Genomic DNA, 25248 nt, shown 5'->3' on the forward strand with positions numbered 1-25248 from the left:
CCAGCTGATTTTCAGTTTACATCCCGGCAATCGCCAGCGGGTTGGCTTCAAGCGCCGCGCGGTCCGGCGTGTCGATCGACGGCTTGTTGGTGAAGGCCGCGAACAGCCGCCGGATATAATCTTCCGGCATGTCGAGCGTGATCAGCACCAGCCTGGTGCCGCGCTGGCCGTCGGGCCAGGCCGGCAGTCTTGCCGGCGGATGCAGGATCTTCTGCACGCCGTGGATGACCAGCGGCCGTGACGGATCCTCCGCGAGTTCGATGACACCCTTCATGCGCAGGAGCTTCTCGCCATGAGTCGAGCGTACAAGATCGAGGAACATCTCGATCGCCGAGAACGGCACCGGCCCGTCATGGACGAGCGAGTGCGAGCGCACGCGCGTGTCGTGGCGATGCTCATGATGGTGGTGATGACCATCGTCGTCGTGTTGGTGATGGTCATGATCATGCGCCGTCTCTTCGCCGAGCCAACGCCGCACATCGGCGGACTTGGTCTCGGGATTGTAGAGTCCGCAATCGAACAGGGCCGCAGCGCCCGTGCCGGTTGCGTTGACGTCGAGCACGACGGCGCCTGGATTGATTTGCCTCAGCCTTGCCCGCAACGCCTCTATGGCGGCCGCGTCGGCAAGGTCGGTCTTGGTCAGCACGATACGGTCGGCGACCGCAGCCTGTTTCACCGCCTCGACATGGGCATCGAGCGTTGCCTCGCCATTGACGGCGTCGACCAGGGTGATGACGCCATCGAGCCGGAAGGCCTGCACCAGCGCCGGATGCGCCATGATCGACTGCAGCACAGGTGCCGGGTCGACCAGTCCCGTCGTCTCAACGACGACGCGGGCCAGTTTCGCGATGCGGCCGGTCTGCAGGCGGTCAACCAGATCGGCCAGCGTGTCGACCAGGTCGCCGCGGACAGTGCAACAGAGGCAACCGTCGGAAAGCTGGATGATGCCGTCGGAGGCCTGCTCGACCAGCAAATGGTCGATCGCCACTTCGCCGAATTCATTGATGATCACCGCCGTATCGGCAAGGGTCGGCTCCTTGAGCAGCCGGTTGAGCAACGTCGTCTTGCCGGCGCCGAGAAAGCCGGTGAGGACGGATACGGGAATGGGAAAACTGCTCATCAACTTGGCTAATTGGCGACTTTGACGGGCTGGTCGCCCTGCGCGGCGGCGGCGGCCGTTCCGGTCGCCAGCGGCTCCGCGCCCTTCGGCGCCGGTACGTCTGGCCGCCAGCTCGGCAGCGGCACGTCGGCATAGTTCTGATCGGTCTGGTCGACGAAGGCCTTCGGCGCCGGCCCGGTAGCGCCGCCGAGGCCGACGGCGATGAGCGTCGGGTGTCCGAGCTTTACCTGATAGGGCGATTTCGGCTTGTCCTTGGCGGCAACCTCGGGGGCCGCCTCGGATTGCTCCTCCTTCGACTTCTTGGCGCAGATCTCGTCGTGCAAGTCGTTGGGCGACAGCGTGTCGCCATAGGGCTTGAGAGCGGCCAGCGTGGTCGAACCCGGCACTGGAGTATCAAAACCATGGTCAAGCAGCTTCGCCGCTGCCTCGGCGCGGCTGACCGCCGATTTCTCGCCAAGCACCACTGCGACCAGCGTGCGCCCGTTGCGCGTCGCCGAACCGATCATGTTGAAGCCGGACGAGCAGACGAACCCGGTCTTCATGCCGTCGGCGCCCGGATAACGCCCGATCAGCAGGTTGTAGTTCGGGATCGCCTTTTTGCCGACGGCCAGGCCTTCAATCGAAAACCACGGAGCATATTGTGGAAAGTCATTTCGCAACGCCGTCACCAGCACGGCAAGGTCGCGGGCGGTTGTATATTGTTCCGGCGAATAGAGGCCGTTGGGGTTGACAAAATGCGTGCCGACCATGCCGAGCCGGGCTGCCTCGGCGTTCATGCGATCGGCAAATGCCGCCTGCGAACCGCCGATATTCTCGCCGATGGCCATGGCGATGTCGTTGGCCGACTTGACCAGCATCATCTTCAACGCATTGTCGAGCCGCATCACCGAGCCGGGCTTGAAGCCCATCTTGCTCGGCGGCTCGCCGGCCGAATGTTTAGTCACCTTGATCGGCGAATCGAGCGCCACCTCCCCGGCCTGGATGGCGCGGAAGGCGACATAGGCCGTCATCAGCTTGCTGAGCGAGGCCGGATACCAGCGTTTGAACGCGTCCTGATGCTCCAGAATGGCGCCGCTCTTGAGGTCGAAGAGAACGATCGGATTGGCCCGGGCCAATCCGCCAAACACCGGAAGCGCGAGCGCGCTTGCCAGCAACAGGTTGAGGAAATGCCTCTGCCGCATGATCTGATCCGAAATCGCCTCTTGCCGTAATCGCTGCTGGGTCCGTAAGATTTCGTTACCCATCGCCAGCATAAATGCGGCCCGACCCTCGATCCGGGCTGCATTGTTGCGGTGCTATTTACCCTATGTGACGCCAAAATGGCAAAGTGCGATACAATCACAATTGCTGAGCATCGGTTCTGAACCGAGCGCCGCCAATAAACCAAGAAATGGACCGATCATGCCGATTCTCAACCGCGCCGCGGAAATGCAGGAAGAAGTCGCCGGCTGGCGACGCCATCTTCACCAGACGCCGGAGCTGAACTTCGACGTCTTCCAGACCGCCGACTTCGTCACCGACAAGCTGAAGGCCTTCGGCTGCGACGAAGTGGTGACGGGGCTGGGCAGGACCGGCGTCGTAGGCATCATCCGCGGCCGCAAGGGCGACGGCCCGACCATCGGGCTGCGCGCCGACATGGACGCGCTGCCGATCGACGAGATCACCGGCAAACCCTGGGCCTCGACCGTGCGCGGCAAGATGCATGCCTGCGGCCATGACGGCCATACCGCCATGCTGCTGGGCGCGGCCAAATATCTTGCCGAGACGCGCAATTTCACCGGGGCCGTGGCGGTGATCTTCCAGCCGGCCGAGGAAGGCGGCGGCGGCGGCAATGAAATGGTCAAGGACGGCATGATGGAGCGCTTCGGCATCGAGAAAGTGTTCGGCATGCACAACATGCCGGGCCTGCCCGTCGGCCAGTTCGCCATCAAGCCGGGCCCGATCATGGCCGCGACGGCGGAATTCACCATCACCGTCAAGGGTCGCGGCGGCCATGCCGCGATGCCCCATGGCACGATCGACCCGATCGTCATCGCCAGCCAGTTGGTCGGCGCACTGCAGACCATCGCCTCGCGCAGCACCGACCCGGTCGAGGCCGTGGTGGTATCGGTGACGAAGTTCCACGCCGGCGATGCCTACAACGTCATCCCCGAAAGCGCCGAGATCGCCGGCACCGTGCGCACGCTGAGGAAGGAAGTGGCCAAGCGATCGGAAGAGCGCATCCGCGCGCTCAGCGCCGGCCTCGCCGCCGCCTTCGGCGCAACGATCGAGGTGGATTACGACGCCAACTACCCCGTCACCTTCAACCATGCCGAGGAAACCGTCTTTGCCGGCGATGTCGCGGCCCACGTCGCCGGCGACGGCCATGTCCACCGCGCCATTCAGCCGCTGATGGGCGGAGAGGATTTCTCCTATATGCTGGAGGCCCGCCCCGGCGCCTTCATCTTCATCGGCAATGGCGACTCGGCAGGCCTGCACCATCCGGCCTACGACTTCAACGACGAGGTCATCCCGCACGGCATGAGCTACTGGGTAAAGCTGGCGGAAACGGCGCTGGCCGCTTGACGACTCGGCGGTGGCAGACGACGGGCGCCCCCTTCGCCTTCTCGCCTCTTGGCGAACCGTCCTGAAGCGTTTATGTGTCTGGCCGCGTGGTCCCGTAGCTCAGTAGGATAGAGCGGCAGATTCCTAATCTGTAGGTCACAGGTTCGATTCCTGTCGGGATCACCACTTTCGAGTAGTTGGTAACGCCGCCCTGCCTATCCCGGGCTGCCGGCCGCTGGGTTGGCGAGGACGGCGGCGCGGAAGCGGGTGACGAAATCGTCGAGCGCGGGGCGTTCGGCGTCCGAGATCGCCCAGTAGGAGAAGGCGTCGTCGGTCCAGTGGACCAAGAGGAAGCCGCCCGCCGAGAGATCGTCAGCCACCGGCACCGATTTGGCCTCGTTCTGCCGCGGCGCGGCCACCAGCGTGATCAGATGCTCGTGATGGCGGTAGACCAGCGCCGGCATCGGCCTGTCGCCGATCACCTCGACGCGCCCGCCGAGCAGCGCGTAGCCGTCCTTGGCCATGTCGGGCGCCGCCGGCGACACGCCGATGCGGGCGTCAAGCCATGGCTTCACCGTGTGGCGGTCGGACGAGACGATGTCGACCGGAGTCGCCGCGAGCAGGCTGCGGCGATGGCCGTTGGCGACTGCCACCGCAAAGCTCTCGGACCCATTGTCCGCCGTCGTCAGCCACTGCGTGGCGCCGCTGGCGAGAACAGCCGTCAGCGCGATCGAGGCCGCCATCTGGCGCCAGTCGAAGGAGTTGAACCAGCGTGCCGCGCGCGGCCGCATCGCGATCACATTGCCTTGCTGCTGTTGCGCGGATTGCTGCGCTTCCGCCGTGATGGCCGAAGGCTGGGTTACGTCGCCCTCCCCGGTATCCTTGACCTCGGCGATGGCCGCGATACGCGCCAGGAAATCGTCGCTGACGGCCGCACGCGGCAGGCTGGCGACAACACCGCGCAACGCCAACAGGCGCGCATGTTCGGCGGCAAGCTCCGGGTCGGCGGCCATGCGCCGCTCGACCGCCAAAGCGGCCGCGGCATCGAGCTCGCCATCGACAAGGGCGTGGATCATCAGCTTCATGTCCTGCGGGTCTTGCGGCAATCCATCCTCATGCGGGCGATTTTCATGCGGGCTCATGGCGCCCTCCAAGTTCCGTCATCAACAGGCCGCGGGCCCGCGCCAGCCGCGACATCACCGTGCCTTGCGGCACCCCGAGCATGGTGGCGATCTCGCGGTAGCTGAGACCGTTGATGTCGCGCAGCACCACCGTCTCGCGGAACGCTTGCGGCAGCCTTGCGATCGCTGCTTCCACCGCCGCCGAATCCGCCTTGGCGATCAGCGCCGCCTCCGGGCTGTCGGCATCGGAGTCCGGCGGCGGCGAGACATCGTCGAGGTCGGCGAGGTCGCCGACGGCCACCACGCTGCGCGGCCGATTGCGCGCCATCCATGTGTAGGAAGCGTTGCGCACTATGGTGAGTAGCCAGGCGCGGGCATTGCCGCCGGCAAAGCCAGCAATGCCAGCATGCGCCTTGAGGCAGGCCTCCTGCACCACATCCTCGGCATCGGCGGTGTTACCGGTCAGCCACCGGGCGAGGGAAAGCGCGTCGCCGAGGTGCGGCAGCACCACTTCGGCAAAACGCGCGGCCAGCATCTTTTCGCTCAACACCGTTCCGCCGTCGGGCGCTCCCGCCTTGGGTCTGCCGCCATCGGCGGGGGGCGATGGTCTGTCCCTGCTCGTGCGGGAGAAGATCGCGACCGCAGGCGATGGCGCCTGCTTCGAGGGAGGAGAAGGCATTGGTGTCACCGGAGTCAAGTGTCTCGGAAGCAAGGCGCGCCTCGGAAGGGGACAGCGCATCGCTGGCTGAAACGTGATGCTCGCCGTCATGGTCGTTGGTCTCGATGGCTGCGATCGGCACAGAATTAGGGCTGGCGGCGGGGCGGTATCGCCCAGAACAGATGCGTCCGGCGCCAATGCGCCAGGGGACGGCGGCGGCTGATGCCTTCGCCGTCAACGGTCCTTGTGCTCTTGTCTTCGTGCCGCTTCATGATGGTCTCCTGCTGTTGCGCACAGGTGGCGCATGCCTTGGAGACCAGCGGACTCAGCCGTTTATTCCCGGCGCCCGGCCTTTTTCCTTCACGCCGATGTGACCGGTTCGCCGGGCCGCCTCACAGCGCCAGCAGCGCCAGCCCGGCAAGCGCCGATCCGGCCAAGGTCGGCAGCATGCCTAGTTTCAGCCTGAACATGGCGACCATCGCCGCCGCCGACAGCAGCGCGGCGCGCCAGTCGAGCGAGGACAGGACCGGAAGCTCCACGCCCCAGCCGACGCTTTCGACCTTGCCGAAGACGACATGCAGCGCGAACCACAGGGCAAGGTTCATGATCACGCCGACCACCGCCGCGGTGATCGCGCCGAGCGCCGCCGCCAGCGCCCTGTTCTGCCGCAATCGCTCGATGTAGGGCGCGCCCAGAAATATCCAGAAGAAGCAGGGCACGAAGGTGACCCAGAGCGTCAGCAGCGATCCGAGCGATCCGGCCAGCAACGGACTCATGGCGCCGGCATGGCGGTAGGCGGCGGCGAAGCCGACGAATTGCAGCACCAGGATCAGCGGCCCGGGCGTCGTCTCGGCAAGCCCCAGCCCGTCGACCATCTGGCCGGGCGAAAGCCAGCCGAACGAGGTCACCGCCGCCTGCGCGACATAGGCCAGAACCGCGTAGGCGCCGCCAAAGGTGACGACGGCCATCAGGCTGAAGAAGCCACCGAGATGGCTCCACACGCTGGCCGGGCCTGTCAACGCAGCGATCAGCGCCACCGGTCCAAGCCAGAGCGGCAGCCAGATGGCGATGGTGCGGACGGCATGCCACCGCGTCGGCATGGTGTGGCCGAGTTCACCGCGCTCGAACATCAGGTCCACCGCCCCGCGATTGTCGGCAGATACCTTGCCCTTGCCATGCGCCGAACCGGAAAACAGCGCCGGCGCGAAACGGTTGCCGATCCAGCCGGTCAGCCCCGCCAGAAAGATAATCAGCGGGAAAGGCAGCCCGGCTGCGTAAATGGCAAGGAAAGCCGCCACCGCGATCGCCACCATTGCGCGATTCCTCAGCGCCCGCTTGCCGATGCGGATCACCGCCTCGACGACGACGGCCAGCACCGCCGCCTTGACGCCGAAGAACAGCGCCTCGACGACCGGCGCGTCATTGTAGAGCATGTAGAAGCTACTCAGGCCCAGCATGACCAGCGCGCCGGGCAGCACGAACAATGTGCCGGCGACGAGGCCGCCGGTCGTCCGGTGCAGCAGCCAGCCGATATAGACGGCAAGCTGCTGCGCCTCCGGGCCGGGCAGGAGCATGCAGTAGTTGAGCGCGTGCAGGAAGCGTTCCTCGCCTATCCATCGGCGTTCCTCGACCAGCTCCTTGTGCATCAGCGCGATCTGCCCCGCCGGCCCGCCGAAGGAAAGCAGGCCGATCATTGCCCATAGCCGCGTCGCTTCGCGAAAACTCGGCACGGCCGGGACCTCGGCAGGCCGCGCGTCCTTGGCGAGAGCCGTCATTGCGCCTTGCCTCCAACGGGCCAGTTATGCGTCTCGCCCGCTGCGTCGCGGCACCAGCGGAAGAATGCGTCGTAGAAGAGCATGCCGGCTTCGAGCTGTTCGAGGTCGTCGCGGAACATGCGCGACAGGCCGAGCGAAGCGGCGAGGAAGCCGGCAGCCTGTGGCACGAGGTCGAGGCGCGCCGTATCGGCGGCGCGAACGATCAGGGCAAGACGATCGAGGGCCTCGACGCGCAAACCGAACTCCTCGATCATCGTGTCGAATGTGCAGCGATCGCCGCGGTGGCTCCAGAACACGCCTTCGATATCGAAGGCAATCGCGGTGAAGCGATCCGCCACAAGAGACACCTCCGCCGGATCGACGAAAAGGAATACCGCTTCTGGGTCGACGAAGCGGCGGATCAGCCAGGGACAGGCGATGCGGTCCACCTTTGGCCGCGAACGCGTCACCCATATGGTGCGGCCGTCCTCGTCGCGAGGCGGGACCGCGCCGGCCGTTACCAACGGCGCCCCGGCGGCGACCCAGGCCTCGAAGCCGCCTTCCAGCGACTCTGCCTGAACGCCTTCGTGACGCAGCCATGCGGCCACGCCTTGCGAAAGCTTCTGCCCCTTCTGGCAGATCACGGCGACCCTGCGTCCGGAAAATTCCGCCGCCCAGGTCGAAACGGTTTTGAAATCCCGCCGGCACGACGCCGGCAGCAGCCGCGCATCGGCTTCATAATCCTCGTCGGTGCGCACGTCGATAAGAACCGGCGCGTCGGGCAGACCGACGAGACGTGAGAGCTGCGGAACGGTGATTGCGGTTGTTGATGGCATAGCGTCCACCTCCTGAACAAAGAGAGTCTGGACGCGATCGTTGGGCTGACGCCTCACGGGGTCGTCGCGGGAAACCCCTTGGCCGGGATGCTGGTACGCTCCCCCGCGATTGTCAAGAATTCAAATTGCCAAGCAAGACGGGAACGCCGCCTGCCCTTTCCCCGAGACGGCCGTCGCGCTTACTGCGCGGTCCAGCCGCCATCCATCGGCAGGGTCGTGCCGGTGATCTGTCTGGCCGCGTCCGTGCACAGGAACAGCGCAAGCGCAGCGAGTTCGTCTCCTGTGACGAACTCCTTGGTCGGCTGCGCTGCCAGGAGCACGTCATGCTTGACCTGCTCCTCGGTCATGCCGCGTGCCTTCATCGTGTCCGGGATCTGCTTCTCGACCAGCGGCGTCCAGACATAGCCGGGCGCGATCGCATTCACGGTGATGCCGTCCAGGGCCACTTCCAGCGCCACCGTCTTGGTCAGGCCGGCGATACCGTGCTTGGCCGAAACATAGGCCGACTTGAACGGCGATGCGACCAGCGCGTGCGCCGAAGCCGTGTTGATGATGCGGCCCCATTTGCGGCTCTTCATGCCGGGCACCGCCGCCTTGATGGCGTAGAAGGCGGCCAAAAGGTTGATGCGGATGATGGCTTCCCATTTGTCGTCCGGAAATTCCTCGATCGGCGCGACATGCTGGATGCCGGCATTGTTGACCAGGATGTCGAGGCTGCCGAACGCTTGCTCGGCCTCATGGACCATGGCGGTGACCGCGGCGCCGTCCATCATGTTGGCGCCGGAGTAGCGGCACTTGATGCCGAAATCCCTTTCGATGCCGGCCCGCTCCTGCTCGATCGCAGCGGCATCGCCCAGGCCGTTGATGGTGACGTTGGCGCCCTCGGCCGCAAAGGCGCGGGCGATTGCCAGGCCGATGCCGCTGGTGGAGCCGGTGACGAGCGCGTTCTTCGAAGACAGGGAACCCATGGGAGATCTCGCGAGCGGGAAGACTGGAGGCAAGAATATGACGACGACAGCCGGTAAGGCACATGATTTGTGCGTCGCAGCATCACAATGCCACACCCACGTTATCTTTGCGCAAGCTCAGAAGACGTGGCGCAAGATCACGAACAGGACGAAGGCAAGCGCGATCGAGCAAGGCAGCGTGAGCACCCAGGCCAGCAGGAGATTGCGCACGGTCGACCACTGCAGTCCGGAACCGTTGGCCGCCATAGTGCCGGCGACGCCGGACGACAGCACGTGAGTGGTCGACACCGGCAGGCCGAGGCGGTCGGCCATGCCGATGGTTACCATCGCGACCAGCTCGGCGGCGGCGCCCTGGCCGTAGGTCAGATGGCTTTTGCCGATCTTCTCGCCTACGGTTACGACGATGCGCTTCCAGCCGACCATGGTGCCGAGCCCTAGCGCCAGCGCGACCGCTATCTTCACCCACAGTGGGATGAACTTCGTCGCATTGTCGACCGCCTTGTGATAGTCGGTGACCGCCTTGAGGTCGTCCGGTTGCATCGGCAGCAGCTGCTTCTTGTCGATCAGTTTCAGCGCCTCGCCGATCAGGTAGATATCGTTGCGCGCGTTGCTGACCAGATCGGTCGGAACCTTGTCGACGGAGGCGTAGGGCTGCAGCCCGGCGGTCGTCTTGTGGATGTAGGTCTGCAGCGCGAGCGTGGTCTGGTCGTTCCACGACTTGCTGCGCACGGCTTCCTGGACGGCTGTCTTCGGATCGGCGGCAGTCACGCCCGGCTTGACATACTTGCCCAGCGCCTGCTCGACGGCGCTCGAGGCCGACTTGTAGGCTTCGAGATAGTTGATGTCGGGCGTGCGGTTGAGCGCATAGGCTGTCGGCACGACGCCGATCAGGATCAGCATGATCAGGCCCATGCCCTTCTGGCCGTCATTGGAGCCATGCGCGAAGCTGACGCCGGTGCAGGTGAAGATCAGCAGCGCGCGGATCCACCACGGCGGCGGCGCTTTGCCCTTCGGCGCCTCGTATAGGGCCGGATTGCGCACCAGCAGCTTCATCGCGTAGAGCAGCACGGCGGCGGCGAAGAAACCGACGATGGGCGAGACCAGCAAGGTGGTGCCGACATTGGTCGCCTGCCCCCAATCGACGCCGCTGGTAGCGCTTCCGGCCGGCGCCATGAACTGGTTGGCGAGGCCGACGCCTATGATCGAGCCGACCATGGTGTGCGAACTCGAGGCCGGCAGGCCGAGGAACCAGGTGCCCAGGTTCCACAGGATGGCGGCGAGCAGCAGGGCGAACACCATGGCGAAGCCGGATGACGAGCCGACCTGCAGGATGAGCTCGACCGGCAGCAGCGACAGGATGCCGAACGCCACCGCGCCGCTCGAGGTCAAAACGCCGAGGAAGTTGAAGACACCCGACCACATGACGGCGAATTCTGCCGGCAGCGAGCGTGTATAGATGACCGTCGCGACCGCATTGGCGGTGTCGTGGAAGCCGTTGACGAACTCGAAGCCCAGCGCGATCAGAAGAGCGATGCCGAGCAGGATCCAGGGCACCGTCTTGGCGATGGCCAGGTCCTGGCTGAGCGCATAGCCGACATAAATGATGCCTACGAGCACCAGCGCCCCGAAAGCCGGCAGGAACCATCTGGCGCCCGCCGATTGCTCTAGCGGATGATCCGGCCGCGGAATACCCGCCTCACTGGAAACCACGTCCACCATGTCCCACTCCATTTGCATCGCAGCAAAGAACCGGGAAGGACGCTATGTCCCCCGGATGAAGCTGGTGTGACGTCTTCGACCGAGTGGGGCCTACCCGGCTATCTTCAGGAGCGCGGATATCAGAAGCTTGTGCTCTTCTTCGGAAAGCACGTCGGAATCGAAAAGATTCATGCTGCGCAGGCCTTCGATGGCGACAAAACAGACGAGCAGCGAGCCGAGATCGCTGGTTTCGCCTTTCAACCGTTCGAACAGCTGGTGCTTGAAGGCTTTTATCGGTGTCAGGAAATCGGGATCCTCGGCGATCGCCGAGAACATCCAGGAGGCCGAGGGTTTTGGGCGCTCGCAGTCGTCGGCCGACAGTTTGATATAGGCCGAGAGTACGCTTTCGTGCCCGGCACCGGCGGCGCGCGCTTCAAGCGCCTTCCGGAAGTCGCTGAGATAGTTTTCGACCAGCCCCTGCATCAGCTTGGCCTTGGTCGGGAAGTTGTAGAGCAGGCCGCCTTTCGACACGCCGGCACGGCTGGCGACCGCCTCGAGCGACAGGCTTCCCGGGCCTGTCTCGCGGGCCACGTCGGCGGCGGCGGCAAGTATCTTTTCGCGCGAGTTTGCCCTGGGTACTCTCATCACGCCTTCCCTACATTAGCATAGGCGGAATTGACAAGACCGTCCAGCCGGTACAGTAAGGCGCCGTTTGAAACCGGGACTTATCGTCGATATGTGTCCCGGCATCGATTGTTCTGCCGGTTGCCGGCTCGAGGGGACTGTCCGTGAAGCGCTTCATCATCATCGTCGTGTTCCTGATTCTACTCGCTGTGATCTGTGTCGGCATCGTTGGTTTCAACTTCATGCGCGATGCCGGCATCAAGCAGTATTTCGCCACCATGAAGCCGCCGGCCGCCACTGTCTCGACAGTGATCGTCAAGCCTTCGGTATGGACGCCCGGCGTCGAGGCGATCGGCTCTGTCAATGCGGTGCACGGCGTCGATCTGACCCTTGAGACGAGCGGCATCGTCAAGCAGATCCTTTTCCACGCCAACCAGAAGGTTGCCGCCGACGCGGTGTTGGTGCAGCTCGACGATGCCGTTGAAAAAGCCGATCTGGTAGCTCAAAAGGCGCAGGCCGCCTCGGACCAGGCGGCGCTGACCCGTGCGATCGAACTGCAGCGGCGCGGCGTCGGTACGGACGCGACGCTCGACGCCGCGCGTGCCGCCGCGGATGCCTCGGCGGCGCAGGTGAACAAGCTGCAGGCGGTGCTCGACCAAAAGCAATTGTCCGCGCCCTTCAGCGGCACGGTCGGCATTCCGAAGATCGATATCGGCCAGTACCTGGCCCCCGGAAACGCGGTGGTGACGATCCAGGATCTCGATACCATGCGTGTCGATTTCACGGTCCCCGAACAGCAGCTGCCGCTGTTGAAGATCGGTCAGACCATGCGCATTGGCGGCAGCCTGGCGGATCTGTCCTTTGCCGGCTTTATCCGGGGCATCGACCCCAAGATCGACCCGGCGAGCCGGCTGGTCTCGGTCCGCGGCGAGGTCGCCAATCCGGAAGGCAAGCTGACGCCCGGCCAGTTCGTCCAGATCCGTGTCGAGCTGCCTCAGGAAAACAATGTCATCTCGGTGCCGCAAACAGCGGTGACGACGAGCCTTTATGGCGACTATGTTTTCGTGGTCGTGCCGGCGAAGCCCGCTGAGGGTGCCGCTGCGGCTCCGGCAAAGCCGGACGAGCAGAAGGCCGCCACCGATAAGGCGGCCGCCGATGCCGCCAAGCCGCAGGCGGATGCGTCCAAACCCGCCGACAACGCTGCCAAGCCGGCAGATACCAAGCCTGCCGACAAGGCGGCTGCCGACAGTGCCAAGCCGGCCGATCCCGCCCAGCAGCCGGCGTTGACCATCTCGCAAGTGTTCGTGAAACTCGGACGCCGCAACGACGGCCTGGTTGAGATCACCGAGGGCCTCAAGGATGGCGACCAGGTCGTCACGGCGGGCCAGAACCGGCTCTTCAACGGCATGTCGGTTGCCGTCGACAACACCATCGATCCCAGCAAATCGGCGAACAAGCAGGTTCAGCAATGAGCTTTTCCGACCTTTTCATCCGCCGGCCCGTGCTCTCGACGGTGCTGGCCTGCATGATCCTGCTGCTGGGTTTCCAGGGCATCTTTGGCCTGTCGATCCGCGAGTATCCCAAGGTCGACGAGACGGCGATCACCATAACCACCGCGTATCCGGGCGCCAGCGCGGACCTCATCCAGGGCTTCATATCGGCCCCGATCGCGCGCGCCGTCGCCTCGACCGAAAATATCGACTACGTGACCTCCTCCAGCCGTCCGTCATCGAGCACGGTGACGGTGCAGATGAAGCTCGGCTCAAATCCGGACGTGGCACTCACCGAGGTGCTGTCCAAGGTCCAGGGCGTGCGCGGCACGCTGCCGAGCGCGGCCAAGGACCCGGTGATCGTCAAGGGCACCGGGCAGCAGTTCGCGATGATGTATATATCGATGCAGAATCCGAACATGACGAAGGAGCAGCTCACCGAGTATATCGAACGCGTCATTCGTCCCCGCATCTCGACCGTGGAAGGCGTCGCCGACGTGCAGGTCTTCGGCGCCCAGGAATATTCCATGCGCATCTGGATCGACCCGATCCGGCTAGCCGCGCGCGGTGCCACGGCCGTGGACGTGCTGACCGCCATCAACAACTCGAATTTCCTGTCGGCGCCCGGCAACACCCAGAATGAGTATGTGGTCTCCTCGATCACCGTGCGTTCTACCCTGCAGACGCCAGAGGCGTTCGCCCAGCTCCCGATCCGCTCGACGAATGGCGAGGTTGTGCGCTTGCGCGATGTCGCGCGTGTCGAACTCGCCGCGGCCAACACCGACACCAGGGTGAGCTTCAACGGCAAGCCAGGCACCTTCCTCGCCATCTTCCCGACGCCGGCGGCCAACCCGCTGACCACGGCGGCGGCGCTGACCAAGCTTGTGCCGCAGATCCAGGATACGCTGCCGAAAGGCATGACGATCGAGATCGTCTACGACGCCACCGGACAGATCAGCGCCTCGATCGAGGAAGTGTTCAAGACCATCGGCGAAGCCGTGGCCATCGTCATCGTGGTGATCCTTCTGTTCCTCGGCTCGTTTCGCTCGGTGATGATGCCGATCGTGACGATCCCATTGTCGCTGATCGGCGTCTGCTTCCTTTTGTTCGCGGTGGGCTACTCGATCAACCTTTTGTCGCTGCTGGCCATGGTGCTGGCGATCGGCCTTGTCGTCGACGATGCCATCGTGGTGGTGGAGAACATCCACCGCCATATGGAGGAGGATCACATGTCGCCGATGCAGGCGGCCTTCAACGGCATGCGCGAGATCGCGACGGCCATCGTGGCGATGACCATCACCCTGGCCGCCGTGTTTGCCCCGCTTGCCTTCACCGGCGGCCTGACCGGCGCCCTGTTCCGCGAGTTCGCCGTGACGCTGGCCGGCTCCGTGGTGCTGTCGGGCCTGATCGCCATGACGATCACGCCGATGATGTCGGCGCGCTTGCTCAAGGCGGGCCAGCACAGCCGTTTCCAGCGCATCGTCGATGGTACGTTCAGCCGCGTCGAACACGTCTATGAACGGGCCGTCACCGCTTCGCTCAGGAACCGGCCGGTGACGCTGATCATCGTCGTCGCGCTTGTCGCTCTCACTGGCTTCATGTTCACCAAGACATCGACCGAGCTGGCGCCCGAAGAGGATCAGGGCTTCCTGCTATCGCTGGTGACCGGGCCACGCTATGCGACATCGGATTACACTGAGACCTACGTCAACCAGATCCTGGGGCTTGTGAAGGACATCCCGGAGACCCGAGCGCAGTTCTCGGCCGTTGCCTTCGGCGGCGCCACCAACAGCGCATTCGTCGGTTTCGCCTTCAAGGACTGGGCCGACCGCAAGCGCAATTCGAAGGAACTGCAGGCCGACATTACCGCACGGCTTGCCAAGGTCGCCGGCGTTCAGGCCTTTGTCTTCGCACCGCCGACACTGCCGGGTTCCGGCGGCGGCCTGCCGATTTCCATGGTCGTGCGCTCGACGGGCGATCCGTCCGAGGTCTACGACCAGGCGGAAAAAATCAAGAACAAGGCTCAAGCCTCGGGCCGCTTCATCGTTGTGCAGAACTCGATGGCCTACGATGCGCCGCAGGTGACCGTCACCATTGACCGCGAACGCGCGGCGGCGTTGAACCTGCCGATCGCCGATATCGGCAATACACTGACGCTCCTTGTCGGCGGCGCCGAAGTGGCGCAGTTCGACCGCGATTCCAACAGCTACGACATCATCCCGCAGGTGCCGCAGGAATTCCGCGACAACCCCGAGAAGCTCGGCCAATATTTCATTCGCAGCGTTGACGGCAAGATGGTGCCGCTATCGGCAGTCGTGAAGATTTCCACCAACGCCTCGCCGGCGGCGATCGAGCAGTTCAACCAGCTGAACTCTTCGACGATATCGGCCTTGCCCCTGCCCGGCGTCACCACCGGCGACGGCTTGAAGGTGCTGGAGGACCTCGCAAGGGAGACCCTGCCCGACACCTTCTTCATCGACTATTCCGGCCAGTCGCGTCAGGAGAAGGAGCAGGGCAACACCATCCTGATCGCCTTCGCCGCGGCAGTGGTCGTGATCTATCTGGTGCTGGCGGCGCAGTTCGAGAGCTTCCGTGACCCGCTGATCATCATGATGGCCGTGCCGCTGTCGATCTTCGGCGCCATCGTGCCGCTGAACATCGGCCTGGGGACGCTCAACATCTACACCCAAGTCGGCTTGATCACGCTCATCGGCCTGATCACCAAGCACGGCATCCTGCTGGTGGAGTTCGCCAACCAGCAGCGTGAGGTGCACGGCATGCGCAGGCGCGACGCCATCGTCGCGTCGGCCAAGGTGCGCCTGCGCCCCATCCTGATGACGACGGCGGCCATGGCGCTCGGCGTCGTGCCGTTGATCATCTCCAGCGGCGCCGGCGCCGCTGCCCGTTACTCCATGGGCCTCGTCATCTTCACCGGCATCCTCGTCGGCACCATGTTCACGCTGTTCGTCGTGCCGATGTTCTACACCTTCATCGCCAGCAAGGACCTACCGCATCTTGCCGAGAAACCCGATCCGAAGCTGATGCCGGCGCTGCCCGACTGAGACGGCAAACAAAGCGGAGAACAAAAGAAGCCGGAGAATTCCGGCCTCTTTTTTGGCGGGTGCCTCACGGCTTCGCGATCGGCGGAAGGCGGCAACCTGCCAGCTACTTTTTCCCGGCGCGTTACTTCTCGATGACGATGCTGGTGTTGGCGGGGCCGAAAGACTCGACGAGTTGATAGAAATCGGCCGCGGCGTCGGGATGCAACCGCACGCACCCGTGCGAGGCGGGACGACCGAGACGGCTGATGGCATAGGTGGCGTGAACGGCGTAACCGCCATTGAAGAACACCGAATGCGGCATCGGCGCGTTGTCGTATTTCTTCGAATACCACATCTCGTGCATGCGGGTCGGCTTGAACGAGCCGGTCGGCGTGATGTGCCCCCTGGCGCCGGTCGATACCTTCCAGGTGTAGGTCGGACGGCCGTCGACCGTGACTTCCATGATCTGCTGCGACAGCGAAACTTTGGCGACGATCTGGCTGGCGTGGGCGCTGTTGCCGGCGCCGAAGAGCAGTCCCGCGCCGGTGAGCGCAGCGGCGGCGACATTGATGAGCCTGGCGGCAGTGGCGGTATGCATGACGATCCCTCTTTTTTTGCCGGTCGCGCCGGCTTCAATTCGATGAACCGCCTTATCTGGGTTGCCTGTTTCAGATCAATTTCGCTTGATGCGCGTTTCTGTTTCGAATTTGTTTCCTAAAGTTGACGGAAAGGGCGCCGGAAAATGCTATTGCCGCATCTGGAGGACGCGCAGCGACTCGCGGTCATATGACATGGTGCAGCGCAAACGAACGCGCATCTGGCCGCCATATGAAAGTCTGGAAGCCAATTTCGAAACAAATCTGCAACAAGTCGAGCCCTCGGCGGCATGATGCGGATACAGGCTGGGGACAAATTTGCTGAAACGGGAACAGACATACGCAGACGAAAATAGGCAGGAAATCGAAATTCCGCTCCTGGCTTTCCCAGGATCGGCGTGGCGGCGATCATGCCGGGTGCCGCCGGCTCGGTGGCCGGCAGCCCGGCGATGCTGGCGACGATGAATTCCGCCGAGGTTTCCACGCTGCACATGGCTCTGTTCATCGCCACGGTCTGGATTTTGTCCAGCCTGCGCGTCCACCGGCTGAAGGCCCTCTGGCGGGTCGGCCTTCGGCTGGGGCAGACGCGCGGCCCCTCCGGCTACTTGCTGCCGAGAGGACCGAAGGCCCGCGCCGCAGCGGGGGGCTCCGTCAGCGGCGCGGGTGCTTCGGGAGTTTCCTGAAGCACCGACGACATCGAGAATTGGGGATAGGACATGAACACGAAACTTGCTGCCTCGGTGCTTTCCGCGCTTCTTTACGCGCAGGGTCTGCTTGGCTTCGCTGCGCTGGCGACGGCACTGCTCAAGGAGCCGGCACGGGCCGACATGACCGTCAGCGCGAACGTCCCAACTGGACCCTCGGTCATCGTGGTGCGCTGAGCGCCCGGCGTCGGACCCAAAATGACCACCGCTTTGGGCAATCCGATGCTCGCCAGTTTCGCCGACCCGACCTCACGACGTTCCCTAGAGCGGCGGGTCGAAACGATAGCCGGCGCCGCGAATGGTGGTGATCGCCTCGGTGTCGAGCTTGCGGCGAAGCCGCACGATGCGCGAATCGATGGAACGGTCGAAAGCGTCGGCATTCTCGGCGGGTGCCGCAGCGATGATGTCGTCGCGCGTCAGTACCTTGCGCGGGCTCGCCAGAAACAGCTTGAGCAGCGCCACCTGCCCCGGAGAAAGCTGTTCCTCCGCGCCCGAGCGATGCATCACCATGGCCGACCGCAGATCGACGGTGGCGTTCTCCAGCACGATCAGCTCTCCGGCGGCCCTACCGCGTCTCATCAGCAGGCCGCCGATGCGCGCGGCAAGCTCGCGCACATTGAGCGGGCTTTCGATGACGTCGGCGGCGCCGAGCTCAAGCGCCAGTACCTTGTCGACGAGATCGCGCGGCCGGCAGATCAGGATGAAGTCGGGACCGCGCTCGCTGCCTCCGCCTTGCCCGCCATAGCGCCTGAGCAACTCCCGGCCCTCGGCCTGAGTAACTTCGTCACCCACGACCACGACATCGATGCCGCCCGCCGAAAGCAGCGTCTCGGCCTCCCAGGGCTGGCGCGCCAGGCGCACGTCATGCCCGCGCCGGTCGAGATGATCGGCGAGTTCGCCCGCCACCACTTCGGCGATGGACACAAGTGCGATGACGGATCGTGCGGCCATTTTCTACACCCCGCCACAGGCAACCCGAGATGAGCGCTGGACATCATGTTTATACCCAATCTACTTTCCGCTGAAAGCGGGAGCGAGCGCGTCGTGAAGGCACGCATCATCATCGTCGAGGACGAACCGGATCTGAGGGAAGCGGTGGCCGAATATCTCGGCGCCAGCGGCTATGAGGTCGTCACGGCAGAGAATGCCGCGGCCGCGCGCGCGCTGTTCGAATCGCAGCCTTTCCATCTCGCCATCCTCGATATCGCCATGCCCGGCGAGGACGGCTTGTCGCTCGGCCGCTGGCTGCGCTCGAGAACACAGATCGGCATCATCTATGCGACGGCCGCCGGCACCGCGCTGGACCGCATCGTCGGGCTGGAGCTCGGCGCCGACGATTATATCGTCAAGCCATACGAATTGCGCGAGGTGCTGGCGCGGGTGCGCAGCGTGCTGCGCCGCGTGCCGCAGCCGGCCGAGCCGCAAGCGTCGAAGACTGAAACCGGCAACCGCCGCTTCATGAATTTCGGGGGCTTCCAGGCGGATTTCGACGGCCGTCTGGTCATCGGCGCCAATGGCGCGGTCATCGAGATGGCCAAGAGCGAATTCGACGTGCTCGAGGTTTTCCTCACCCGCGCCAACCGGCTTTTGACGCGGGCGGCGATTTCGGAAGCCATAGGCTTCGTCGAGGACCCGGAATCGTCACGCGCCGTGGACATCCGGATCATGCGATTGAGGAAGAAGATCGAAGCCGACCCCGCAAATCCGAAATTCCTGCGCACGGTGCGTGGCGAAGGCTATATCTTCTCGCTGCCGAGCGGCGATGGCAATTGAACCGCCCAATGCATGTTGTCCAGTAGTGCGCAGCGGTTTTTGGGAATACGACATGCATCAAGAGGGCAGGTCAGGCGCGCCGCTCGATCCTTTTTGGGAGCGACGCGTTTAAGCGGACTCCGAGAGACGGCGGACCATGACTGCTGAGGCAGCACGCAACGATATGCATGGCTCGCGCCCGGGCGGCGCCGCGATGGCGGCCGTCCACGTCGTGCGCCGATTGCGCGAGGCGGGCGACTGGCGGCGCGAGATGCACGGCATACTGGAGACGATGTGCCGCCGAATGGACTGCCAGCGCGGCATCCTGTTCCGCCTGAGCGAATTGCCGGGCGAGGGCTTCGCGCAGTCCGTCGCCGCCTACTGGATCGACCCGGATTTCGGCGGCGAGTTGGCCTCCCCAACCGTGATCATGCAGTCGATCATCAATTCGGACCCGCTGCTGGAGCAGCTGCAGGAGGACGAGCGGCAAGGCAAGATCTTCTCCGGCCATACGCGCGACCTCGACGGTTTCCTGCGGACCGATTTCGAACAGCAGAACATCAAGTCGTTCCTGTCCGTCTCGGTTTTCGCGCATGGCCACCTCTGGGGCACGCTGGCCATCAACGACTGCGTCGACGAGCGCGAATGGACGGATGAGGAAGAAGCGGCGCTGCACATCATCGCTCTGGCCATCGGCGACGCCATCGAACGCTCTCCGTCCGAGGCGCATGTCAGCGAAGTGATCCGCCGCACCATGCTGCAGGCCTCGCTCGATGCCATCATCGTCATCGACGAAACGGGCTCGATCATCGAGTTCAATCCTGCCGCCGAGAAGATGTTCGGCTTCCAGCGCGGCGCCATCCTGGGTAAGGACCTGCTCGATACAATCGTCCCGATCTACTACCGCAAGGGCTATGCCTCGGGCGCCGAATACATGGCCGGCCGCGGCGCGCCGATGGTCGGCCAGCGCCTGGAGACAGTCACCCAGAACGCCGCCGGTGAGATTTTTCCCATCGAACTGACGGCGACCGAGATGCGCGTTGCCGACCGCCGACTGATCTTCGGCTCGATCCGTGACCTGCGCGAAAGGCTGCAGGCCGAGGAAGAGATCAACCGCCAGCGCGAGAAGCTGCATCAGAACGAGAAGATGGCGGCAATGGGCTCGCTGCTGGCCGGGGTTTCGCACGAGCTCAACAACCCGCTGGCGGTGGTGGTGGCGCAGTCGACGCTGCTGCACGAATTCGCCAGCGATCCGCAGACCAAGGTTCGCGCAGAGAAGGTGCGCGCCGCCGCAGAGCGCTGCGGCCGTATCGTCAAGAGCTTTCTGTCCATGGTGCGGCTGCACCCGAGCGAGCAGGCCGAGACGGACCTCAATCAGGTGGTACGGGCGGCGCTCGAAGTCACCGCCTATGGCGCGCGTTCCAGCGGCATCATCATCGACACCGATTTCGCGGCCGGACCGCTGCTGGCCATGGCCGACGCCGACCACATCACGCAGGTCGCGGCCAACTTCCTCATCAACAGCCAGCACGCGCTTGCCGGCATCACCGGCGAGCGGCGCATCAAGGTGCGGACTTTCCGCAGCGAGGGCGGCAATCCGGGTTTTTCCGTCGAGGACAACGGCCCGGGCATTCCAGATGCAATCCGCTCACGCATCTTCGAATCCTACTTTACCACCAAGCCGGTCGGCGTCGGCACTGGCATCGGCCTGTCGATCTCGAAATCGATCGTCGAGCGTCACAACGGCAACATCTGGTTCGAGGAGGTCAAGCCGAACGGCGCGCGTTTCGTCGTGCAATTGCCGGCGATCGCGGGCGGAGCCGCCGCGCCCGGTGAAGGTCCGGCGCGGTCGAGCGGGCTGCGCCATGCGCTGGTGATAGACGACGAGCCGGACGTCGCCGCCTCATTGTCCGACATACTCGAGCTGATGGGCCTCAAGTCGCGCGTGGTGGCAAGCTGGACATCGGCGGCGGACGTGTTGAACGGTCACATGCCGCCGGACATCGTTTTTTCCGATCTGCGCATGCCGGGCATCAGCGGTATCGCGATCTACCGCGAACTGCTTTCGCAACAGCCCGCGCTGGCCAGGCGCTTCGTGCTGGTGACCGGCGACATGATCGGCGCCAAGGCGGAAATCGAAGCGCTGCCGCCGCCGCAGCGCCCGCATATCCTGGAGAAGCCTTTCTCGACGCTCGACGTGCGCGGCGTGCTTTCGACGGTCGCCGATCTGGTGGCCGCCGACGACGGCGCCCACATCTGAGCCGAACCGCACCGTCGCGGGATCGGCCAGGATTCAGGGCAAGCCGGGGCCGAGCGTGGAGGTGGCACCTGAATTCCGGCCGATCCCCCAAAAAAAGAGGCTCCCGACCGACTGAGCGGCGGGAGCCTGACTTGAGCGCAGGAGGGAGCGCTCTGGGGAGGGCTTAAAAAACGTTCGGCGTGCTGGTGAGCGGAGCCGCGCTGGCGATCATGCGCACCGCGCGCTCCCGGTGCTGGCCGGACTGCTCGGCAATGGCGCGCAGGCAATCGATGCTCTCGGCGCCCCAATTCTGACCTTTGCAGGCAAAATCGATCGCGGATTCCGGCAGGCGGGCGGTCTTGAGCGTGGTCTGCGCACCCTCGACGACATTGGCCGGCGGGTTGATCGACGCGAAAGCAGGGCCTGAGGCAGGCGCGGCCAGCATACCGACGAAGGCGCATGCGCCGATCAGCATGAACATCGCCATCGGATGGTCGCTGGCGCGCTGGCGCAGCGCAAGCCTCGGCCGACGGTCATTGCGCTCCGGACCATGCTGGCGGCGATTGGCATCGGCAATGCGGACTCTCGCAAACATCGGTTGTTCCCTTCGTTATCTTTCTTTTTCCTATGAAACGAACTTAAACGCACCAGGTAACAGCCATATGATTTCCGGAGGTGGCCCGTGTAACAGGTCTTGAAACAAGCGCCGGATGACCCGCCCACGCGCCCACCGCGATCATTTGGCTTGTATCGAGCCGGTCGGCGAACCTATGCGCCCGTCGCGCTTCGCCGACTGTAAGCAGCATCACACAGCAAAGCCTGAATCGAGCACGTTGCGACTATCCGCCTCGCGCCCGTGACCCTTCTGGCAAGCCTTCCGCAGGTCCCTATCGGCGTTCGGAATTGCTCTTGCGCTTTCCTGATTAAGACCCGGGTTTTCCGAAGCTTTTCCGGTTCGTGTGGCCTCAATCTTGCCGACGATGAGTTTCCAAATTACCGCAAGCCATTGCATTTCAATAGGAAATGTGTTTATATTGAATGAGTATTCAACAAAAAGAAGACCATGCCCATGAACCCGCACCTCCGTGATGTGGCGATCCCCAATGATTGGGACCGGCGGGGCTTGCCAGGGTGGAGTTATCACTCCGACGCCCTTCTCGAGCTCGAGAAGGAATACGTCTTCCGCAACCACTGGCAGATTGCCGGCCATGTCAGCGACGTGCCGAATCCGGGCGACTATCTGACCATGGACGTCGTCGGCGAGCGCGCGCTGATCGTGCGTGGCAAGGACGGCGTCGTGCGCGCTTTCAACAATATGTGCCGCCATCGCGGCAGCCGCGTGGTCGCAGACAGCCAGGGCACCTGCAAGAACGCGCTGGTGTGCCCGTTCCATGGCTGGGTCTACAATCTCGACGGCACGCTGCGCGGCGCTGCCCGTCCGCACTCCTTCCCGGAGCTCGACAAAACCGAGTTCGGCCTGATGCCGCTCGAACTCGAAATCTGGATGGGTTTCATCTTCATACGTTTCCGCAAGGGCGGCCCTCAGCCCTCGGTGGCGGAGCTCCTCAAGCCGATCGAGGCCGAGATCGCGCACTACAACGTCGCCGACATGGTACCGTCCTGGGGCATCTGGACGCAAAAGTCTCCGGTCAACTGGAAGTCGGTGCGCGACGTCGACAACGAAGGTTACCATGTCGCCATGGCGCATCCAGCGCTGCAGGACCTCTATGGCGCGACCTATTTCGACGAGCCCTTTATCAACGGCGTGTCGCGGTCCTTCGCCACCTACAATCCGCACGCCGGACGGCGCTGGAGCGTGCGCGAATACATCAAGCTCTCGACCGGTGCCATCGATCTGCCGGAGCATCTGCGCAAGGCCTGGATCTACTACGGGATCTTCCCCAACAACGCGCTGTCCATCATGCCGGAGTCGGTGCAGTTCTATCAGGAGTTTCCGCTGTCCACCGGCGAAACTCTGCTGCGCGGCGCCATCTACCGCTACAAGGACGAGACGCGCGAACAGGCCGCTGCGCGCTACCTCGCCTACCGCATCGACCGCGACACCATGAACGAGGACGTGCAGCTCTCGGTGTGGTCGAACGAATCGATGCTGTCGGAGGCCTTCGAGGGTTTCTACCTCTCCGACCTCGAATATGGCGTGCGCACCCACCACGACCACCTGCGCAAACAGGTCCCGGTGCTGAGCCTCGCGACCGCGCCCGAGGAAAAGGATATGTGGGGGTTGAACGAGGCGTTGCGCTCAAGGGGATGAAAGCTGCTGATCTCCCACCTTGAGGGAGATAGCCGCGGAGCGGCCAGAGGGGGTCGCTGCGCGTGGAGCGCCGACGCCCTATGTCATCGCGGAAGACGCAGGCGCTCTACGTGAGACGACCCCCTCTGTCGCCTTCGGCGACATCTCCCCTCGAGGGGGGAGATTGACGCTCATCCCCGCCACACCCCTTCTTTCCTCAGATCATCCATGGTCCGCGAAATGCCTTCGCGCAGAATCCTGACCATGTCGTCGACCTGCTCCTTGGTGATGATCAGCGGCGGCGACATCACGCACATGTTGATCAGCGGCCGCACCAACAGGCCCAGTTCGTGGCAATGCGCATCGATGCGTTTTCCCACGTCCTTGTCGAGCTGCAGTGGGTTCTTGCTTTCGCGGTCTGCGACGCATTCGACGCAGGCCATAAGGCCGAGGCCGCGCACCTCGCCGACCAGCGGCAGCTCTTCCAGCGTCTTCAGTTGCGCCTGGAAATAAGGTGCGATTTCACGCGTGTGCGCAAGCACCCCTTCCTCCAGCAGGTCCAGGTTCTTCAGCGCCACCGCGCAGCCGATCGGATGGCTGGTGTAGGTAAGGCCATGGCCGAACAGCGCATCCGGGTGGTTTGAGCGGCGCAGCTCTTCCAGCAGCCGCTCCGAGATGATGACGCCGCCGAGCGGAAAATAGCCTGAGGTGACGCCCTTGGCGAAGGTGATCATGTCCGGGTCGATGCCGAACACGTCGCCGGAGGCAAAGACATGGCCGAGCCTTCCGAAACCGGTCACCACCTCGTCCGAGACATAGAGGATATCGCTTTCGCGGCATATCTCGCGGATCCGCTTGAGATAGCCGTCCGGCGCCACTACGACGCCTCCGGAAGCCTGCACTGGCTCGCCGACAAAGGCGCCGATTCGATCGGCGCCGACGCGCGCCACGGTATCGCGGAACTGGTCGACCAGGAAATCGGTGAAGGCGGCGATGCTCATCTCTTTCGGCCGCCGGAAAGGATCGGGCGAGGACAGCTTCACCACCAATTCGTCGGCGCCGTCCATCCAGTCGCGGTCGCGTGGGCGGCCGTTGAGCGAGGCCGACAGATAGGTCGAGCCGTGATAGGCGCCGCCGCGGCTCAGGATCAGCTTCTTCTCCGGCCGGCCGCGCACATTGTTGTAGAACTGCATGAAGCGCAGCGCCGTCTCAACCGCCGATGAGCCGCCGGTGGTGAAGAAGGTGTGGCTGAGGTCGCCGGGTGCCGCATCGGCAATGCGCCGAGCAAGCTCGGCCGAGGGCGCGTTCATCGTGTACCAGGGCGTGTTGTAGGAGAGCTGCATCGCCTGGTCGTACATGACCTTGGCCAGTTCCTCGCGGCGATGGCCCACATTGATGCACCACATGCCGGCCGGGCCGTCGATCAGCCGCTTTCCGGATGCGTCGGTGATGTAGATGCCGTCGCCCTCGCCGATCAGCGCGCGCGCCTCGTTGCCGACCGAACCGGCATAGGGCCAGGGCTGCACGAGATGGCGCTTGGCGAGCTCGACCGCGTCGTCATTGCCGGGCTCGGTCATTTCGCTTGCCTTGCTCTTGCTTAGAGCCGCCATCTTCGCCTCGCATCGTCAGATTGTGGAAGTTGTCCTGGGCAGTTGAAGCTGCTGAAAAGTCCCGGAAAATTGACGCTTCATCACTTCATTTTGAATATCCGTTCAATCAATATCGCAGAAATAGCGCTTGATTTCAATCGGCTGATGCGCTCATGATGAAACAAAGCCGGCAAGCCAAGGAGCGATCACGCTCCAAACATAAAATCGGGAACGGGCGGCCGGTGCCGCGAATGGGAAAGCCG

At 64.0% G+C, this 25248-nt stretch carries 22 protein-coding genes and 1 tRNA gene; 9 read left to right on the forward strand and 14 right to left on the reverse strand.

The window, feature by feature from the left end:
* Positions 1 to 16 precede the first annotated feature (16 nt).
* Both ACR64R_RS19330 and ACR64R_RS19335 read right to left on the reverse strand, forming a co-directional pair.
* Positions 17 to 1120 carry a CobW family GTP-binding protein gene (locus ACR64R_RS19330; protein ID WP_487357897.1) on the reverse strand — a complete coding sequence of 368 codons (1104 nt, stop codon included), beginning with the start codon at positions 1118 to 1120 and terminating at the stop codon, positions 17 to 19.
* Positions 1121 to 1128: 8 nt separating this feature from the next.
* Positions 1129 to 2301 carry a D-alanyl-D-alanine carboxypeptidase family protein gene (locus ACR64R_RS19335; RefSeq protein ID WP_487357898.1) on the reverse strand — a complete coding sequence of 391 codons (1173 nt, stop codon included), beginning with the start codon at positions 2299 to 2301 and terminating at the stop codon, positions 1129 to 1131.
* A 220-nt stretch (positions 2302 to 2521) separates the two neighbouring features.
* Between ACR64R_RS19335 and ACR64R_RS19340 the strand changes: the two genes are divergently transcribed.
* Together ACR64R_RS19340 and ACR64R_RS19345 are read left to right on the forward strand one after the other, a co-directional pair.
* Complete coding sequence (locus tag ACR64R_RS19340; protein ID WP_487357899.1) at positions 2522 to 3685, forward strand: M20 aminoacylase family protein; 1164 nt, start codon at positions 2522 to 2524, stop codon at positions 3683 to 3685.
* A gap of 88 nt (positions 3686 to 3773) precedes the next feature.
* A tRNA-Arg gene (locus ACR64R_RS19345) sits at positions 3774 to 3850 on the forward strand.
* A gap of 29 nt (positions 3851 to 3879) precedes the next feature.
* Here the strand turns inward: ACR64R_RS19345 and ACR64R_RS19350 are convergent.
* From ACR64R_RS19350 to ACR64R_RS19385, 8 genes are all read right to left on the reverse strand, one after another.
* Entirely contained in the window at positions 3880 to 4806 is a 927-nt protein-coding gene (locus ACR64R_RS19350) for an anti-sigma factor family protein (RefSeq protein ID WP_487357900.1), read from the reverse strand.
* Positions 4793 to 5332 (reverse strand): sigma-70 family RNA polymerase sigma factor, encoded by a 540-nt coding sequence (locus ACR64R_RS19355; protein ID WP_487357901.1) that lies wholly within the window; start codon positions 5330 to 5332, stop codon positions 4793 to 4795. Before ACR64R_RS19355 ends, ACR64R_RS19350 begins: the two co-directional genes overlap by 14 nt.
* A gap of 257 nt (positions 5333 to 5589) precedes the next feature.
* Entirely contained in the window at positions 5590 to 5715 is a 126-nt protein-coding gene (locus ACR64R_RS19360; protein ID WP_487357902.1) for a hypothetical protein, read from the reverse strand.
* A gap of 120 nt (positions 5716 to 5835) precedes the next feature.
* Positions 5836 to 7218: a chromate efflux transporter gene (gene chrA / locus ACR64R_RS19365; protein WP_487357903.1), complete on the reverse strand. Its 1383-nt coding sequence runs from the start codon at positions 7216 to 7218 to the stop codon at positions 5836 to 5838.
* On the reverse strand, positions 7215 to 8033 hold the full coding sequence (locus ACR64R_RS19370) for a chromate resistance protein ChrB domain-containing protein (RefSeq protein ID WP_487357904.1): 819 nt from the start codon (positions 8031 to 8033) through the stop codon (positions 7215 to 7217). The genes chrA and ACR64R_RS19370 overlap by 4 nt, the downstream gene beginning before the upstream one ends.
* A 179-nt stretch (positions 8034 to 8212) precedes the next feature.
* On the reverse strand, positions 8213 to 9001 hold the full coding sequence (locus tag ACR64R_RS19375) for a 3-hydroxybutyrate dehydrogenase (protein ID WP_487357905.1): 789 nt from the start codon (positions 8999 to 9001) through the stop codon (positions 8213 to 8215).
* A gap of 117 nt (positions 9002 to 9118) precedes the next feature.
* Positions 9119 to 10720 (reverse strand): inorganic phosphate transporter, encoded by a 1602-nt coding sequence (locus tag ACR64R_RS19380; protein WP_487357906.1) that lies wholly within the window; start codon positions 10718 to 10720, stop codon positions 9119 to 9121.
* 90 nt (positions 10721 to 10810) lie between these two features.
* Positions 10811 to 11344, reverse strand: a complete 534-nt coding sequence (locus ACR64R_RS19385) for a TetR/AcrR family transcriptional regulator (RefSeq protein ID WP_487357907.1) — start codon at positions 11342 to 11344, stop codon at positions 10811 to 10813.
* Between the two features lie 137 nt (positions 11345 to 11481).
* On the opposite strand from ACR64R_RS19385, the gene ACR64R_RS19390 reads away from it, so the two are divergent.
* Together ACR64R_RS19390 and ACR64R_RS19395 are read left to right on the forward strand one after the other, a co-directional pair.
* Complete coding sequence (locus tag ACR64R_RS19390) at positions 11482 to 12795, forward strand: efflux RND transporter periplasmic adaptor subunit (RefSeq protein WP_487362492.1); 1314 nt, start codon at positions 11482 to 11484, stop codon at positions 12793 to 12795.
* The gene (locus tag ACR64R_RS19395; protein ID WP_487357908.1) at positions 12792 to 15875 is read left to right on the forward strand and encodes an efflux RND transporter permease subunit; all 3084 of its coding nucleotides are present in this window, start codon (positions 12792 to 12794) and stop codon (positions 15873 to 15875) included. The genes ACR64R_RS19390 and ACR64R_RS19395 overlap by 4 nt, the downstream gene beginning before the upstream one ends.
* Before the next feature lie 121 nt (positions 15876 to 15996).
* Here ACR64R_RS19395 and ACR64R_RS19400 read toward each other — a convergent pair whose 3' ends face one another.
* Positions 15997 to 16452 carry a L,D-transpeptidase gene (locus ACR64R_RS19400; protein WP_487357909.1) on the reverse strand — a complete coding sequence of 152 codons (456 nt, stop codon included), beginning with the start codon at positions 16450 to 16452 and terminating at the stop codon, positions 15997 to 15999.
* 408 nt (positions 16453 to 16860) lie between these two features.
* On the opposite strand from ACR64R_RS19400, the gene ACR64R_RS19405 reads away from it, so the two are divergent.
* Positions 16861 to 17133, forward strand: a complete 273-nt coding sequence (locus ACR64R_RS19405; RefSeq protein ID WP_487357910.1) for a hypothetical protein — start codon at positions 16861 to 16863, stop codon at positions 17131 to 17133.
* Between the two features lie 33 nt (positions 17134 to 17166).
* Complete coding sequence (locus ACR64R_RS19410) at positions 17167 to 17331, forward strand: hypothetical protein (RefSeq protein ID WP_487357911.1); 165 nt, start codon at positions 17167 to 17169, stop codon at positions 17329 to 17331.
* An 84-nt stretch (positions 17332 to 17415) separates the two neighbouring features.
* On the opposite strand, the gene ACR64R_RS19415 is transcribed toward ACR64R_RS19410, so the two are convergent.
* Positions 17416 to 18105: a winged helix-turn-helix domain-containing protein gene (locus ACR64R_RS19415; RefSeq protein WP_487357912.1), complete on the reverse strand. Its 690-nt coding sequence runs from the start codon at positions 18103 to 18105 to the stop codon at positions 17416 to 17418.
* Positions 18106 to 18198: 93 nt separating this feature from the next.
* Between ACR64R_RS19415 and ACR64R_RS19420 the strand changes: the two genes are divergently transcribed.
* Together ACR64R_RS19420 and ACR64R_RS19425 are read left to right on the forward strand one after the other, a co-directional pair.
* Positions 18199 to 18927, forward strand: coding sequence for a response regulator (locus ACR64R_RS19420; RefSeq protein WP_487357913.1), 729 nt, complete (start codon positions 18199 to 18201; stop codon positions 18925 to 18927).
* A gap of 136 nt (positions 18928 to 19063) precedes the next feature.
* Positions 19064 to 21166 carry a GAF domain-containing sensor histidine kinase gene (locus ACR64R_RS19425; protein WP_487357914.1) on the forward strand — a complete coding sequence of 701 codons (2103 nt, stop codon included), beginning with the start codon at positions 19064 to 19066 and terminating at the stop codon, positions 21164 to 21166.
* A gap of 163 nt (positions 21167 to 21329) precedes the next feature.
* Here the strand turns inward: ACR64R_RS19425 and ACR64R_RS19430 are convergent, their stop codons facing one another.
* Positions 21330 to 21740, reverse strand: coding sequence for a hypothetical protein (locus ACR64R_RS19430; RefSeq protein ID WP_487357915.1), 411 nt, complete (start codon positions 21738 to 21740; stop codon positions 21330 to 21332).
* Positions 21741 to 22214: 474 nt separating this feature from the next.
* Here ACR64R_RS19430 and ACR64R_RS19435 point away from each other — a divergent pair, with 474 nt between their 5' ends.
* Positions 22215 to 23417: an aromatic ring-hydroxylating oxygenase subunit alpha gene (locus ACR64R_RS19435; protein ID WP_487357916.1), complete on the forward strand. Its 1203-nt coding sequence runs from the start codon at positions 22215 to 22217 to the stop codon at positions 23415 to 23417.
* Positions 23418 to 23587: 170 nt separating this feature from the next.
* Here ACR64R_RS19435 and ACR64R_RS19440 read toward each other — a convergent pair whose 3' ends face one another.
* Positions 23588 to 25006: an aminotransferase gene (locus tag ACR64R_RS19440; RefSeq protein WP_487357917.1), complete on the reverse strand. Its 1419-nt coding sequence runs from the start codon at positions 25004 to 25006 to the stop codon at positions 23588 to 23590.
* Positions 25007 to 25248 lie beyond the last annotated feature (242 nt).

This window comes from Mesorhizobium sp. MC2-1-1, assembly GCF_057597255.1.